The sequence below is a fragment of the Gemmatimonas sp. genome (genome assembly GCF_046594945.1).
In the GTDB taxonomy this organism is placed as follows: Bacteria; Gemmatimonadota; Gemmatimonadetes; order Gemmatimonadales; family Gemmatimonadaceae; genus Gemmatimonas.
This window is the reverse complement of sequence record NZ_JBKJRB010000006.1, coordinates 37,479-52,002: the sequence shown is the minus strand read 5'-3', so window position 1 is coordinate 52,002 and position 14,524 is coordinate 37,479. Positions and strand designations below refer to the sequence as shown.

The window sequence follows — 14,524 nt, the reverse complement described above, 5'->3', positions numbered from 1 at the left end:
GGCACCGCTGCGCGATGGCCATATCACGCGCGTCGAAACACTCGGCGGCAAGTATCTCTACGCCATCAATGTGTATCCCGCCGTCGGCTCGTTCGATCTGTGCCCGGCCGATGCCTGTCAGACCACGAACGGCGTGGAGCTCGTGCGCGGCGCCTGCGCGATTGATGCGCCGAAGTCGGGGATGCGGGTGGAGCGCGCCGATCCGCCGGCGCATATCATCGCCGAGGTCGAGCGCATCGCGCAGGCGGCGAAGATCGATGTGGGCGGTATCGAGTATCTCGTGGACGACCGCGACGGGCAGCACTACTTCTACGACGTGAACGCGCTATCCAACTTCGTTGCGGATGCCATCAACGTGGTTGGCTTCGATCCATTCGAGCGGCTCGTCGACTATCTGGCGGAGCGCGCCGGCGTGCTGGCCACGGTGGAGGTCTGATGCGTTTCGGCTACTGGCTTCCGGTATTCGGTGGCTGGCTGCGCAACGTGCCCGACGAGGGCATGGAAGCGAGCTGGCCGTACGTGCAGCGACTCGCGCGGCGTAGTGAGGAGATCGGCTACGATCTCACGCTCATCGCAGAGCTATTTCTCAACGACATCAAGGGCATCGACGCGCCCGCGCTCGATGCGTGGTCCACGGCCGCCGCGCTGGCGGCCGTCACCACGCGCCTCGAGCTTATGGTGGCCGTGCGTCCCACGTATCATCATCCGGCCACACTCGCGAAACAGGCGGCGAACATCGATCGCATCAGCAATGGCCGTCTTTCGCTGAACGTGGTGTCGAGCTGGTGGAAGGACGAAGCGCGACGCTATGGCAGTCAGTTCGACCAGCATGACGACCGCTACGCCCGCACGGCCGAGTGGCTCGACGTGCTGCACGGCGCCTGGTCGCAGTCGTCATTGAGCTACCACGGCAAGTACTACCAGGTCGATGAGCTCATCGTGCAGCCGAAACCTCTCGGTAGTCGCGGGCGTCCTCATCCAGTGCTGTACGCCGGCGGCGAGTCCGACGCGGCGAAGTCGCTGATCACGCGCGCCTGCGACGCGTACGTCATGCACGGCGATCCGCCCGATCGCGTGGCGCCCAAGGTGCAGGACATGCAGCGCCGACGTGAAGCGGCCGGACTGTCGCCGATGCAGTACGGCATGGCCGCGTACGCGATCGTACGCGACACTGAGGCCGAAGCGAAGCGGGAGCTGGAGCGCATTACCAACGTGCAGCCTGGCTCGCCGGGCTTCAGCAACTATCAAGACTGGATTGCCAATACGCAGCTCGATCAGCATCTGTCGCTGCAGGATTACTCGGTGTCCAACCGCGGACTCCGCGCGGGCCTCGTTGGCACACCGGAGCAGGTCGCCGATCGAGTCCGTGCATTCGAGACGGCGGGTGTGGGGTTGTTGCTGCTGCAGTGCAGCCCGCAGCTGGAAGAGATGGAGCGCTTCGCCGAGCAAGTGATTCCGCTGGTGCGTCCGCGAAGCGTGCTCGCAGCGTAGATCTGGAGCAGCAAGAACAGCAACAGCAACAGCAACAGCCGGAACACGGAGGCCACGGATTACACGGAAGCAACACGGATAAGCAAAACGGCGCTTTTCTTCTTATCCGTGCAAGTGCTGTGCGATCCGTGGACTTCGTGTTCCAGCTGTTGCAGTTGCTGTAGGTTGTTGGTTGTTCCTGTCGAATTCGACGGTAATCCCTCCCACCTGTCGCCTCGCCTCGAAAAGAGTACTTTGGAGGCATGACCAGACCCTATTCGCTCGTCGCCTCACTGCTCGCCGCCGTCGTCTCGATCACCACGGCCATGACCGCCGCCGCACAAACGGCTCGTCGCCCGTTTCGTATCGAAGAAGCGACTATCGTCCAGATTCACGCGGCGTTCAAAGCGAAAACGCTCACCTGTCGCGCCCTCACCAAGGCGTATCTCGATCGCATTGACGCGCTCGACAAGCGGGGGCCGGCGATCAACGCGATCATCCTTGTAAATCCACAGGCCCTGCATCTGGCCGACTCGCTCGACCGGCGATACGCGACCGGTGGCCAGACTGGGCCGCTGCACTGCATTCCGATGATCGTGAAGGACAATTTCGAGACGATCGGAATGCAAACGACCGCTGGATCGCTAGCGCTCGAGGGATGGCAGCCGTTGCAGGATGCCACGATGGTGCGGCAGATCAAGCACGCCGGAGCCATCGTGCTGGCGAAATCGAATCTCGCCGAGTGGGCGTTCACGCCGTACGAAACCGTGAGTTCGATCCTGCCCGGCTATACGCACAATCCGTATGCGCTCGATCGCGTGACCGCCGGCTCCAGCGGTGGTACTGCCGCTGCCGTGGCGGTCAGCTTCGGCGTCGTCGGACTGGGGACCGATACTGGCAACTCCATTCGAGGCCCGTCGGCGCACCAGGCGCTGGTCGGCATTCGCTCCACGATGGGGCTCACGTCGCGAGCCGGCGTGATCCCGCTCAACGCGTCGGCCGATGTCGCCGGTCCAATGGCACGCACGGTGGCCGACGCCGTCGCGGTTTTCGATGTCGTCGTGGGGAGCGACCCCGACGATGCCGTGACCGCCCCAGCCGACGCCAAGCGCAGCGCGTCGTACGCCAGTTTCCTCGTACGTGGCGCGCTCAAAGGCACGCGCATCGGCATCTTGCGACAAGCCTATGAGCGTCCCACGCTCGATGCCGAGGTGCAGCGCGTCTTCGAACGCGCGGTGGCCGATATGCGGGCCCAAGGCGCCATTATCGTCGAGGCGCGCGTCGACTCGTTAGACGCCATTCAGCGCCGGCAACAGGGCGGCTGCAATCGATTCAAAGCCGATCTCGAACGCTATTTCGCCGCGCGTGCATCGAACGCGCCGATCAAGACAATCGACGAAATCCTCCGCAGCCGGAAGTACCATCCCACGGTCGAGCAGCGCCTGCGCGACGCCTCGCAGGTTGCCGAAATGCCGGAGTCCAGCGCCGGCTGTCAGAGCCGCGAGCGGGTGCGGTCTGCGCTGCGCGAGGCTGTGACGCAGATGATGGACTCGCTCAAGATCGACGCCGCGATCTATCCCACGTGGAGCAACCCGCCGCGCCTGATCGGCGACCTGAACACGCCGCACGGCGACAACAGCCAGCTCTTCTCGCCGAGCACCGGGTTCCCGGCGATCACCGTGCCGATGGGCTACACGCGCGACAATCGACTCCCGGCCGGCGTGAGTTTCCTTGGGCGCCCGTGGAGCGAAGGACGGCTCATTCAGCTCGTGTACGACTACGAGCAGACCACCAAGCACCGCCGCGCGCCCGTGCTGCCATCCCGCTGAGCAACAACCAAAAGCAAACAGCTAGAACACCAAGGCCACGGAATTCACCGAAACCACACGGATAAGCGAAACCACCGCGCTGTTTCACCGTATCCGTGCACGCTCCGTGAAATCCGTGGCCTCCATGTTCCGGCCGTTGCCGTTGCCGTTGCCGTTGCCGTTGCGGTTGCCGTTGCCGTTGCCGTTGCCGTTGCCGTTGCCGTTGCCGTTGCCGTTGCGGTTGCCGTTGTAGCACGACGCGTTGTCGTCGGCATCGTCCTTGGTGAGATGGCAGCGCTCGGCCACCACGTTTCGATCAGCAAGCCGTTCTGCCAAATCAAAAAACGGCAACAGTTGGAACACCAAGGCTACGGAATTCACCGAAACCACACGGATACGCGAAACGGCCGCGCTGTTCATCTTAATCAGTGCTTTGCCGTGTAATCCGTCTCCTCCGTGTTCCAGCTGTTGCCGTTGCTGTTGTTGTTTCGATTCTTCTTTCAGCTGCTGTAGTACGACGCATTCTCGTCGACGTAGCCCTTGGTCAGATCGCAGCCGTAGGCCACCGCTTCACCATGGCCGACACCGAGCGACACCGACAGGTCGACCACCTCGCGCGACAGCGTCTCGCGTACCACGGCGTCGTCGAAGGCCAGTCGCTCACCATGTCCCACCACCTGAAAGCCGTTGATCCAGGCATCGGTGGTCTCGGGGCGGATCGTGCAGTCGAAGCACTTGCCGACCGCCATCAGCAGTCGACCAACATTTGGATCTGCACCGTGGACCATCGTCTTCACAAGTGGCGAATTCACGATCGACTTCGCGACGACGTGCGCTTCCGCTCCGTTCAATGCCCCGCGCACCGTCACGCGCACCAGATGCTCGGCGCCCTCGCCATCACGCGCGAGTGTCTCCGTCATCCGTCGGCAGCCCGCCGTGAGCACTAACAGAAAAGCCGCTTCGTCAACGGCGCCGGCCAACCCGTTGGCCAGAATCGCGCAGGTATCCGACGTGCTTGTGTCGGTATCCACCGAGAGCATGTTGAACGTCGGCGCTACCGCCGCCCGCAGCATGCGATCCAGCGCCGACGGGTCGAACGCGGCGTCGGTGAAGATGTACGAGAGCATCGTGGCCATGTGCGGCTCGATCATGCCCGACCCCTTCGCCACCCAGGTGATCGTCGCGCGGCCGACCGACACCGATAGCGCCTTCGGATGCGTGTCGGTGGTCATGATGCCTTCGGCACCGACCAGCGGATCGTCCTGCAGGTCGGCCGTCATCCCGACCACGCCCGACTCGATCTTCTCGATCGGCAGCGGCACCCCGATCACGCCGGTTGAACTCACCAGGACTCGATCCGGCGAGGTACCCAATTCCGCCGCCGCCGCCATGGCCATCCGTCGCGCGTGCTCTACCCCACGTGGTCCCGTCGCGACATTGCTCACCTTGCTGTTGGCGATGATGGCGCGCAACACGCCCCCCTTGATCGTCTCGCGACCGAGAACAATCGGTGCGCCGGGGAAGTGATTGCGGGTGAACACGGCCGCCGCCGCGGCGTCGACCTCGCTGACGAACAACGTCAGATCGCGAGCCGACGGCTTGAGACCGACATTCCGGCTGGCGCAGCGAAAGCCGCGCGGAAACACCGGCGTCGCATGAAAAGAGGGAGCGGAAGACATGCCGAAAGCTACTATCATTCGCGGGTACGACGAAGCTGGCACCTCGGGACCCGCCCTTTCCCTTCGCTCCGCGTCCGCATGTCCACTCACCCGGTTCCTTTCTTCGCCCTCGTTCTCGCGCTCGTGCCGTATGTGGCCGCTGCGCAGGCCGCGTCAGCCGCACGTCCGCGCGCCGTGTCCGATACGTCGGTGTTCGCACCGCTCGTACTGCCGACGCCCAACGAATATCGCGGCGGCGGCGGCGCACCCGGCCCGAAGTACTGGCAGAATCGCGCCGACTATACGCTGGCCGCCACGCTCGACACCGCCGGCAAGACCGTCAAAGGCGAGCTCACCCTTCGGTACACGAATCGCTCGCCCGATACGCTCCGCTTCATGTGGCTGCAGGTCGAGCAGAACGCCTTCCGTAGCCAGTCGCTCAATTCGTACATTTTCCCCGAGGAGTCACGCTTCGGCGCGCGCGGCTTTGAAGGTGGCTACACGTTTTCGCGGCTCGACCAGCTGGTCGCGTCGGCGAAGGGCGTGGCGCCCAAGCGGCGGCCACTCACCCGTCGGCTGAACGAAACGATGATGAAAGTCGATTTCGCGGAACCGCTGGCGCCGGGACGCACCGCCGTGCTCGACATGGCGTGGACGTTCCCCGTGCCGGAGCATGGCGCCGATCGCATGGGTCGGGACGGCGCGCTGTACGAAATTGCGCAGTGGTTCCCTCGCGCGGCTGTGTACGACGATGTCCGCGGATGGAATATCGAGCCGTACCTCGGGCAAGGCGAGTTCTATCTCGACTACGGCGACTACGCGCTGGCGATCACCGTACCGGCTGGGTACATCGTCGCTGCCACCGGCGCGCTGCAGAATCCGCGCGATGTGCTCACGCCCACGCAGATCGCGCGTCACGCCATTGCCGCCACGTCGGACACCGTGGTCCGCCTGATCACCGCTGACGAACTCGCGAAGGGGACCGCCCGTGCGCGCACCAGCGGCATGATGACGTGGCGCTTCAACGCGAAGAACGTGCGAGACGCCGTCTGGGCGGCGTCACCCGAATTTCAGTGGGATGCATCGAGCTGGAAGGGGATCATGGCCTACGCCTACTATCGCCCCTCAGCGGCGGTGAATTGGCACGACGCGGCCGATCAGTCGCGCCTGTCGATCATCGAGTATTCGGAGCGATGGTTCCAGTATCCGTGGCCGCACATTTCGGCAGTGGAAGGACCGATCAGCGGCATGGAGTATCCAATGATCGCGATGGAAAACATCAGCAACGATATCTACGACCTATACAACGTCGTAACGCACGAAATCGGACACATGTGGTTTCCGATGATCGTCGGCAGCAACGAGCGGTCATACATGTGGCAGGACGAAGGCTTCAACACCTTCATCAACACCTTCTCTGAAGGGCGGCGCTATCCTGAGCGTGGCGACCAGCTCGCTCGCGCGGCGGAAGAACGGCGCATGGTGGAGCAGTACATGATTCGGGGCGTCGACGAGCCGGTGGACATCAATCCCGATCGTATCAGTCCGGCACTGCTTGGTGAAGCAGCGTACGTGAAGCCCAGTGTGGGTCTGCAGCTGTTGCGAGAGGAGATCCTCGGGCCGCAGGCCTTCGACGATGCGTTCCGCACCTACATTGCCCGGTGGGCGTACAAACATCCGACGCCAGCTGACTTTTTTCGAACGATGGAAGACGTGGGCGGTCGTCGTCTCGATTGGTTCTGGCGTCAGTGGTTCGTGGAGAACGCACGCTTCGATCAGAGTGTCGACAGCGTCGTGACGCGCAGGAAGGGCGACACCACCTTCGTCAGTGTGTTGTACGGCAATCGCGAGCGAGGCGTGCTACCCGTGCGTGCGCGTTTCACTTTCAGTGATGGCACCACGCAGGAGTACGTCTACCCCGCCGAGGTCTGGAGCACCAACTCGCGACAGTACGCGCGCGACTACGCGTTCGTAAACAAGCAGCTCGTGCAGATCGAGCTGGATCCGGAACTGCGCCTGCTTGACGTCGATCGAAAGAACAACGGCTGGGGGTCGAAGCACTTAACGCCGTGATGAAATCGAGCGTGCACATTAAGATCGCTTTAACTTCCATGTGCTAAATCGTACAAAAGGCGGGACCAGTTCGTCTATACAAGGGCTGTAACGTGATAATTTAGGGACGGCATTATTGGGTCGACGTGGGTGCAGAATCAGGAATGCGATTATCGTCACACATGCCCACTCAGCCTTCACTCCGCCCGTTTGACGTCGCGGTGGCCCTCCGCCTCTTGCTGGTGCCGGAGGACCGCTACGAGCCGCTGGCGAACGCACTGGCAACCAGCACCAGCGCGGCGCATCGGGCGGTCGCGCGACTGCAACACGCGGGGCTCTGTGAGCCGGCAAGCCGTACGGTCAATCAGAGTGCCTGCCGGGAGTTCTTGGTGCACGGCGTACGCTATGCCTTTCCACCGGTGCACGGTCCAGAGCGGCTCGGCATCCCCACCGCCGGTTCGCATCCCGAACTCTCCGCCCTGTTCGGCCACGGTACGGCCATGAAGTCGCTCGTGTGGCCCATGGAAGGGGGGGTCGTTCGCGGCGAGGCGCTGGTGCCGCTGTTCAGTGGCGTCACGAAGGTCGCCGCGCGCGATGCCCGACTCCATCACCTCCTGGCCTGCGTCGACGTGCTACGCGTCGGGAATGCCGCTCAGCGACAAGTGGCCGCTGACGTCCTCCAGCAGCGACTCTTTTCGGTCTGAGGTGCAAACGCCGACCCGCGCTGCGGGGCTGGCGTCTGTTCTGGATTCGCACTGAGCCGCTCGGGAATCAGGGCCGCTCAATGCAATGAACCAATTCACACAGTCGACTGACTAGACCAACACAGCGTGCGGAATTCCGGTGTCGGTTTTTTGCCGTCACGGAGCAAGTCACCCCCACTTGCTCCCCTACGATAGTTGAGCTGCGTCAGCGCTGCGTCATTCGGCTGGTCCCATAACCGGCAGCCCGGCGGCCTGCCAGGCCGCGAATCCGCCGCGCACGTTGACGGCATCCACACGACCCAGTCGGTGGAGCACGCTGGTGGCGATGGCTGATCGAGTGCCCGACTCGCAGTGCACGTAGAGAGGGGTGGCGGGCAGTTCGTCGAGACGCTGACGCAGGTCGCCCAAGGGCAGGTGGAGTGCGCCACGCACATGACCGGCGTTCCACTCCGTCCGTCCTCGGACATCCACGATCACCGCCGCGCCGTCAGCCACCGCCGACCGCGCGTCATTGACCGTCGACTGCGGAATAGCCTGCAGGTGATGGCCCGCCGCGCCCCAAGCGGTGAGCGCCTCGTGCGCGACCGCAGAGCCGATAATCCGGTCGAAACCGATACGGGACAAATCACGCACGGCCCAACGCACCGTGTCAGGCGTGACATCGGGATCGTGGTCTGACATTAGCACGATCTCGTCGGTGATCGGAACGATCGATCCCACCCACGTGCTGAAACGCTTTGAGTAGGGCACCGACAGGCTGCCGTCGATGTGACCGTCAGCGAATTGGGTGGCAGGTCGCAGGTCGAGAGTCCATCGATTGCTCTTGTCGAGGCCGCCGAGCACATCGGCAGCGGACATGACTGGGGCCACCGGTGGCCGTCCCAACACCGGCGGACCGTCGCGGTTGATCCGCTTCATCGAAGCGAAGTAGCGCGGTGGCTCGGGCTGACCGTCGAGTACGGACGTCACGAACGCCGCTTCGTCGCGCTCGGCCACGCCCCAGTTCGAGAGTTTTTCGTACCCGACCGTGGACGAGGGCACGGCACCCAGCGCCTTCCCGCACGCCGAGCCCGCGCCATGTCCGGGCCACACTTGCAAATGGTCCGGGAGCTGTCGGAACCGCTGCAGTGAATGGAAGAGGGTTCGCGCTCCCGCTTCCATCGTGTCGGCGATACCCGCCGCCCGTTCCAGCAGATCGGGTCGACCAACGTCTCCCACGAACACGAAGTCGCCGGTGAGAATGCCCATCGGACCGGCTCCACGTGGCGAATCGGTCACCACGAACGAGAGGTGCTCCGGGGTGTGCCCCGGGGTGTGCAGCACATCGAAGCGGATGTTGCCGACCATGATCCGGTCGCCGTCGTGTAACAGTACGGCCTCGTCCTGAGCGGCGAAGGCGTACTGCCAATCGGGGCCGCCCTCGGCCGAGAGATACAGGCGCGCACCAGTAGCGGCGCAGAGTTCACGGGCGCCGGAGACAAAGTCGGCGTGAATATGGGTCTCGGTGACGTGCGTGATGCGCAGCCCTTCCGCGCGCGCGACGTCGAGATACGGAGCGGGATCTCGTAGTGGATCGATCACGATCGCTTCGCCGGTGGCCTGGCATCCGATCACATAACTCGCCTGAGCGAGCGCCTGATCATACAGTTCGCGGAAGAACATGAGTGGGAATATATCGCGTCTTGGGCTCATCGGCTTGTCACAAAAAGTTTGAGACAATTCCCGCCCTGTAACGACGGTGCCGAGGTCGCTATGCCCGCTGGCTCGTCAGTCGCATAGCATGTTCCCATGTCCTTGAATCCCCCGCGCCGCCCGTCGACGCTTGCCGCGGACAAGTTCTCCGCAGCGACGCGAGCGATCGGCTGGGCGCCTGACCCGCGTGCGTCGGCACGACCCGCCGAGGCCCCGATGACGTGGTCAGCGCGGCCGCCTGCGCCTGCTGCGACGGCGTACTCCGGAGCGCGAGCTTCGAGTGCTGCTGCGCCGCTGGCCGCGGCTATGCGGGGGGCGGGCGGCGAACTCGAGGCGAGTCGAATTCGAGGAAGCATGGTCGTGAAGGGCGCCAGGAAGTCGGCGCAGGACAGTCAGATCGTCACCAGTCTGATCGTCGCGTTCGTGCTGGTGGTGATCGTGGTCGCGTCCGTGCGCGTGCAGGGCACCATGCGCATCACCAAGAGCAGAGAGGTCGTGACCGGCACGCTCAAGGCCGTCCATGAGCGACAGTCCACGTTTCGCCTGCTCAACCAGCGCTTCGCCACTTGGCGCGAGCTCGAAGTCCGCGGAATGCGCCTCCCCGCCAATCAGGCGGTCGTGAAGTCCAATGCTACCGCGTCCCATTGGTTCGTGTCCGTGCGTGACAGCGCCACGGGCGTGATCTGCGACAAGACCGGCGAATTGTTCGACGACGGCCCCGATGATCACCGGGCCGTGTGCCGGAATCAGACCCGGTAACGCACAGGAATCGCGGTCGTGGGTTCCGATTCACCGTCGCCGACGGTAGATCGAAGCGTGCTTACCGAACATGCTTCTCCGAGCGTGCGCCGGATCGTCCGGCGTGCCCAACTGGTCGCCCTCCAAGGGCTCGCCTGCACGTTCACGCTCACGCTGTTGGCTGCTCCGGCCGTTGCGCAAGCGCGCACGCCGGAGCGGACGCGCGCGGATAGCGCCGCCGCCGACAGCGTACGACAGCGCCGCGCACAGCAGCTGCAGGGAGTTCGTGTAACCCTGACCCGTGACGCGGCCCGCTCGCCACTCGAATTGCCTTTCGCCTGGTCGCGGGCCACGATCGATGACCGGCCGGCGCTGCGACGCAGCGGCGTCGGTGATCTGCTGCTCGGCGTGCCTGGGGTGCAGGTACAAGATCGCGCGAATCCATCGCAAGACCCGCGCATTGCCATTCGCGGCTTCGGTGCGCGCTCGGCCTTCGGCGTGCGTGGCGTGCGCGTGCTGCGCGATGGGGTGCCGCTCACCCTTCCCGATGGGCAGACGCCACTCGACTGGCTCGACCTGGAGTCGGTCGGTCGCGTGGATGTGATTCGCGGCACGGCGGCTGCCCTGTACGGCAATGCCGCCGGCGGGGTGATCGACTTTCGTTCGCGCGCACCATCGGAGCGCCCGTTTGCGGTCGATGCACGCTTGTGGGATGGCGGTGGGCTGCAGCGCGGCTCGGTGCTCGCCTCCGGCAGCCGCCGGGACACCACGGGGCTCGTGCAGGGGGGCGGGTGGCTCGGATCGTTGACACGCACCGCCGGCGACGGTCCGCGGCAGTGGTCGCGTTTCGACGCTTCCAGCGCGTTCGCCCGCGCACTGGCCACCGTGGGGGGAACTCGCTTTGAAGTGCAGGGCACCCGCTATGACACGCCGCGTGCCGAGAATACGGGAGCGCTTACGGCGGCCGAGTTGGCGCGTGATCCGCGACTGCCCGACTCGTTGAACATCACACGACGCTCTCGCAAAGCAGTGGAACAGTCCCAATTGTCACTCCTTGCCGCCCGCGGCGACGGGGCCAACACACTCAACGCGTCGCTGTTCGTAGGCACGCGCACACTCGACAATCCGCTTCCGTTCGCAATCGTCGCCATTGATCGGCGGGTGGCCGGTGGATCACTGCATGGAGCCTTCCGCACCACCCGACTGCCGTGGCCGGTTCGACTTGGCGGCGGCGTCGACGCGCAACGCCAGGTCGACGATCGACTCAACTTCGAGAACTGCGCGACACTGGCCGCGACGGCGCCCGCAACGGCGCTCTGCCCCGCGCCGGGCAACGAGCGAGGCGCGATTCGCCTGAATCAACAGGAGCGCGTGGGCGGTCTCGGCGGATACGTGCGCGCCGAAGTCGAGGCGCCGCATCGGCTTTTCGCCAGCGCCGCGCTGCGGTACGATCGGGTGAACTTCGCCGTGCGCGACCGCTTTGTCACCTCCTCCAATCTCAATGACTCGGGCGAGCGCGTGCTCAGCGCCGTGAGCCCAATGCTGGGCGTATCATGGCGCGCGCGTCCGCTCCTGTCGGTGTACGCGAATCTTGGTACTGCCTTCGAGACGCCGACGATCACCGAACTCACGAATCAGGACAACGGTGCCGCCGGCCTCAACGCGCTGCTCGATCCGCAGCGCACCCGCACCGCGGAGGTCGGCGTGCAAGGCATGCTCTGGTCACGACTGCGCGCCGACGTCGCGCTGTTTCGCGCCTCTGTGCGTGATGAACTCGTACCATTCGATGTGCCCAACCAGCCGGGGCGCCGCGCGTTCCGTAACGCCGGACGTACCGCGCGGCAGGGCATCGAGACCAACCTCAATACGACGACATCGGTATTCGACATCGGTGTCGCACACACGTGGTCGCGTTTCGCGTTCACCACGTACCGCGTGGGCACCGCGAATTACGACGGGAAGGTGATCCCGGGCATCCCCGCGCACTTGCTGCAGGCGTACATCACGGCCCGTCATGCCGGATGGTTCGCCACGATCGATGGCGCGGCGTCCTCGCGCGTCAGCGCCAATGACGCGAGCACGGTGTTTGCTGCGGGCTACGCGGCCTGGAACGTGCGCGCCGGCTACACGGCCCCGCGCGTGGGGCACGTACGACTGGAGCCGACGGTCGGGATCGAAAACATGTTCGATCGTCGCTACGCGGGGTCGGTCGTGATCAACGCCACGCGCTCACGCTATTTCGAACCGGGACTACCGCGTCGACTGACGTTCGTGATGAGAATCCAGGCCGAGTGAGGACCGATACGGATTCAGAGGTCAGATCGCAGACGCTAGTCGTCAGTCACGGACATCAGACAGATTATAGTGTTCAGATGCCAGCAACCATGGTGCACAGTGCCGAGCCATTTGGCGCTCACCGCCAGCCGCGAGGATGCACACCATCAAACCACCCGACACGGTGCACTATCGTTGCTGAATTCCGAACACTCTAAAAAGTCTGATCCCTGTTGCTGGCGGCTGAGCTCTGAGTTCTGGGTATGTTACGTCGCTCACGCTACTGGTACTGTACGTACAGCGGCTTCGGGGTAAGCGCGAGCAGATCGCGTGGCGTCATCATCCTGCTCCCAGAACGCCGGTCGTTTTTGTAGAACAGTTTAAATCCGGCAAACTGGACGGGCTCGGCGTACACGTACGCCGCGTACGAATCACGCTTGAGGCTTGGCGGACCCCAGCCATCCATGTGCATCACCACTTGCACCCGAGGGTCACGCTTGATCTTCGTAGCATTGGTGAGCATCGGCTTGGTGAAGCGATGCACGACCAGAATCTTCGGCGGAAGCTTCTTGTCGGTGACCAGTTTCGCGAGGTAGTCGATAACCCAGTTTACGTCGGCCGCGTCGTAGCTGCCGATTTTCCGGCCGGGTTTGGTGCCGTCCTTCATTGCGAATTCTGGATCCATGCCGAAGTGTACGTCGGGCCGCGACAGCCATGGCTCGAGACGCGGCAGCTCCTCCTGAATCGTGCTGAGGCCGACCTGCACATCCAGAAAGAGCAAGGCGTTCCGCTCCTTGGCCCAGCCATACACTTTCTCGGTGAGGGCATCGCCGTGCCGCATGCGGTACTTGCCATCCTTGCCCGCATCAGCCTGCGCCACCGTCGTGATGAGATGCAGTGCTGGCTGCACCGGCGTTGACGGATCGGCCTTGGCCCACGCCGCGACCTCGCGATCGAGCATCGCCAGCATTTCGGGCTTCGGATATTCGCCCAACACACCCATGCGCTTCGAGAACGGGTTGCCGTAGTACGCGATGATTCGCTTGGCCGGGAGCACGCTGCCGGCCAATGGCGCGGGCCCCGGCACAGGCCACACGGGCACTGGCTTGCCGGCGAGGGCGCGGGCCGCCGCCGAGGTGCCAGTGGCCGGATACGCGTACTGAGGGCCGGAGTCGCTCTGCGGAGTGCGCGGCGCGGCCTTGGTCGACGGCGAGCTGGCAGGCGTGGTGGAGGGCTTCGTGGCGCGCTGCGCCGCCGCCGGCGGGGCGAACCGCGTCATCGCCAGGCCGAAGAGGATCGAAGCCGCGAGGGCGCGCGGCGAAACTCGAGAAGTCATGGGCCATAATCTAGATGACTCGGGAACCAGTCTCGTGGTCTGGCCGCTTCAGTCAGTGTTCCAACGCACGACTCGCGCACGCCAGTCTCCTCAATCCGACCCGCTTTTATGAACGACACGACAACCGTTCCCGAGGATTTCGACGGCTTTCTTCTCGACTCCATCCCGGTACACGACGGGGTGTGGAGTCTGTACGGGATCGACGACGACCGCCCGGTCGCGGTGTGGAGTCGTCCGCACGCTGAGCGCTATGACCAGCGCTTACGGGAAGCGGCCGCGCGCGAAACGGTCGCCGAGTGGGCACTCGGCGACGTCGTGGCGAAGAATCTCCCCGCCTGCATCACGAAGGCCGAGTCCACACTCGCCACCGCGCGCGCTGAACGCGCGCTGTGGGCCGAGCGACTGCGGGTAATCGAGTCGTTCAAGCCCGAGTAGGGTTGGGACCGAATCGGGGATAAAACGCCGCGCCCACTGCTGTGCGGCGTTTGGGCGCACGCGAATTGAAGATTTGTTGTCGCGCAGCCGACACTTCTTGCCGAGCACCTCGCCGACGGGGCCGCAACACGCCAAGCCGATCTGATGCAGCGGCTCGAGCACTCCGGGGCAATGCTCACCCTCGGCGAGCGGAGACAAGTGGATCGATTGCCCGTCGTGGCGGCCAACCTCGTGGCCGCGATACCGCGCTTGGAGCCCGTGCGTGACATCCTGCGCTATCAGCGCACGTAATACGACGGGTCACATAGCCCGCAGCGAGGAATCGCCGGAACACCAATCCCGATTGGCGCACGCATT

General features: G+C 64.3%; 13 protein-coding genes. 9 read left to right on the top strand and 4 right to left on the bottom strand.

The genetic code is table 11. From position 1 onward, the window contains the following. The 3 genes from ACLL97_RS00780 to ACLL97_RS00770 all read left to right on the top strand — a co-directional run. The coding region (locus ACLL97_RS00780) for a RimK family alpha-L-glutamate ligase (protein WP_411278567.1) at window positions 1-436 on the top strand (436 nt) is incomplete at its 5' end. Next, a complete protein-coding gene (locus ACLL97_RS00775; RefSeq protein ID WP_411278566.1) occupies window positions 436-1,491 on the top strand; it encodes an LLM class flavin-dependent oxidoreductase in 1,056 nt (351 codons plus the stop codon). The genes ACLL97_RS00780 and ACLL97_RS00775, both read left to right, overlap by 1 nt. A gap of 242 nt (window positions 1,492-1,733) precedes the next feature. After that, on the top strand, window positions 1,734-3,299 hold the full coding sequence (locus tag ACLL97_RS00770; protein WP_411278565.1) for an amidase family protein: 1,566 nt from the start codon (window positions 1,734-1,736) through the stop codon (window positions 3,297-3,299). Window positions 3,300-3,383: 84 nt separating this feature from the next. Here ACLL97_RS00770 and ACLL97_RS00765 read toward each other — a convergent pair whose 3' ends face one another. Together ACLL97_RS00765 and argJ are read right to left on the bottom strand one after the other, a co-directional pair. Further along, on the bottom strand, window positions 3,384-3,659 hold the full coding sequence (locus tag ACLL97_RS00765; protein WP_411278564.1) for a hypothetical protein: 276 nt from the start codon (window positions 3,657-3,659) through the stop codon (window positions 3,384-3,386). Window positions 3,660-3,778: 119 nt separating this feature from the next. Next, window positions 3,779-4,957, bottom strand: coding sequence for a bifunctional glutamate N-acetyltransferase/amino-acid acetyltransferase ArgJ (argJ, locus tag ACLL97_RS00760; RefSeq protein ID WP_411278563.1), 1,179 nt, complete (start codon window positions 4,955-4,957; stop codon window positions 3,779-3,781). Between the two features lie 78 nt (window positions 4,958-5,035). On the opposite strand from argJ, the gene ACLL97_RS00755 reads away from it, so the two are divergent. Together ACLL97_RS00755 and ACLL97_RS00750 are read left to right on the top strand one after the other, a co-directional pair. After that, window positions 5,036-7,009 carry a M1 family metallopeptidase gene (locus tag ACLL97_RS00755; RefSeq protein WP_411278562.1) on the top strand — a complete coding sequence of 658 codons (1,974 nt, stop codon included), beginning with the start codon at window positions 5,036-5,038 and terminating at the stop codon, window positions 7,007-7,009. 161 nt (window positions 7,010-7,170) lie between these two features. Next, entirely contained in the window at window positions 7,171-7,692 is a 522-nt protein-coding gene (locus ACLL97_RS00750) for a hypothetical protein (protein ID WP_411278561.1), read from the top strand. 216 nt (window positions 7,693-7,908) lie between these two features. Here ACLL97_RS00750 and ACLL97_RS00745 read toward each other — a convergent pair whose 3' ends face one another. Then, on the bottom strand, window positions 7,909-9,354 hold the full coding sequence (locus ACLL97_RS00745) for an MBL fold metallo-hydrolase (protein WP_411278560.1): 1,446 nt from the start codon (window positions 9,352-9,354) through the stop codon (window positions 7,909-7,911). 126 nt (window positions 9,355-9,480) lie between these two features. Here ACLL97_RS00745 and ACLL97_RS00740 point away from each other — a divergent pair, with 126 nt between their 5' ends. Together ACLL97_RS00740 and ACLL97_RS00735 are read left to right on the top strand one after the other, a co-directional pair. Further along, window positions 9,481-10,143, top strand: coding sequence for a hypothetical protein (locus tag ACLL97_RS00740; RefSeq protein WP_411278559.1), 663 nt, complete (start codon window positions 9,481-9,483; stop codon window positions 10,141-10,143). An 84-nt stretch (window positions 10,144-10,227) separates the two neighbouring features. Then, complete coding sequence (locus ACLL97_RS00735; protein WP_411278558.1) at window positions 10,228-12,417, top strand: TonB-dependent receptor family protein; 2,190 nt, start codon at window positions 10,228-10,230, stop codon at window positions 12,415-12,417. A gap of 259 nt (window positions 12,418-12,676) precedes the next feature. Here the strand turns inward: ACLL97_RS00735 and ACLL97_RS00730 are convergent, their stop codons facing one another. After that, window positions 12,677-13,732 carry a hypothetical protein gene (locus ACLL97_RS00730; protein ID WP_411278557.1) on the bottom strand — a complete coding sequence of 352 codons (1,056 nt, stop codon included), beginning with the start codon at window positions 13,730-13,732 and terminating at the stop codon, window positions 12,677-12,679. A gap of 108 nt (window positions 13,733-13,840) precedes the next feature. On the opposite strand from ACLL97_RS00730, the gene ACLL97_RS00725 reads away from it, so the two are divergent. Beyond that, window positions 13,841-14,167 carry a hypothetical protein gene (locus ACLL97_RS00725; protein WP_411278556.1) on the top strand — a complete coding sequence of 109 codons (327 nt, stop codon included), beginning with the start codon at window positions 13,841-13,843 and terminating at the stop codon, window positions 14,165-14,167. Between the two features lie 144 nt (window positions 14,168-14,311). Next, window positions 14,312-14,458, top strand: a complete 147-nt coding sequence (locus ACLL97_RS00720; RefSeq protein ID WP_411278555.1) for a hypothetical protein — start codon at window positions 14,312-14,314, stop codon at window positions 14,456-14,458. The last annotated feature ends 66 nt before the right edge of the window (window positions 14,459-14,524 follow it).

Coding starts and splice junctions, on each gene's coding strand:
- ACLL97_RS00775 (WP_411278566.1), top strand. CDS start 436: ATGCGTTTCGGCTACTGGCTTCCGGTATTCGGTGGCTGGCTGCGCAAC.
- ACLL97_RS00770 (WP_411278565.1), top strand. CDS start 1,734: ATGACCAGACCCTATTCGCTCGTCGCCTCACTGCTCGCCGCCGTCGTC.
- ACLL97_RS00720 (WP_411278555.1), top strand. CDS start 14,312: ATGCAGCGGCTCGAGCACTCCGGGGCAATGCTCACCCTCGGCGAGCGG.
- ACLL97_RS00750 (WP_411278561.1), top strand. CDS start 7,171: ATGCCCACTCAGCCTTCACTCCGCCCGTTTGACGTCGCGGTGGCCCTC.
- ACLL97_RS00745 (WP_411278560.1), bottom strand. CDS start 9,354: ATGTTCTTCCGCGAACTGTATGATCAGGCGCTCGCTCAGGCGAGTTAT.
- ACLL97_RS00725 (WP_411278556.1), top strand. CDS start 13,841: ATGAACGACACGACAACCGTTCCCGAGGATTTCGACGGCTTTCTTCTC.
- ACLL97_RS00730 (WP_411278557.1), bottom strand. CDS start 13,732: ATGACTTCTCGAGTTTCGCCGCGCGCCCTCGCGGCTTCGATCCTCTTC.
- ACLL97_RS00755 (WP_411278562.1), top strand. CDS start 5,036: ATGTCCACTCACCCGGTTCCTTTCTTCGCCCTCGTTCTCGCGCTCGTG.
- argJ (WP_411278563.1), bottom strand. CDS start 4,957: ATGTCTTCCGCTCCCTCTTTTCATGCGACGCCGGTGTTTCCGCGCGGC.
- ACLL97_RS00740 (WP_411278559.1), top strand. CDS start 9,481: ATGTCCTTGAATCCCCCGCGCCGCCCGTCGACGCTTGCCGCGGACAAG.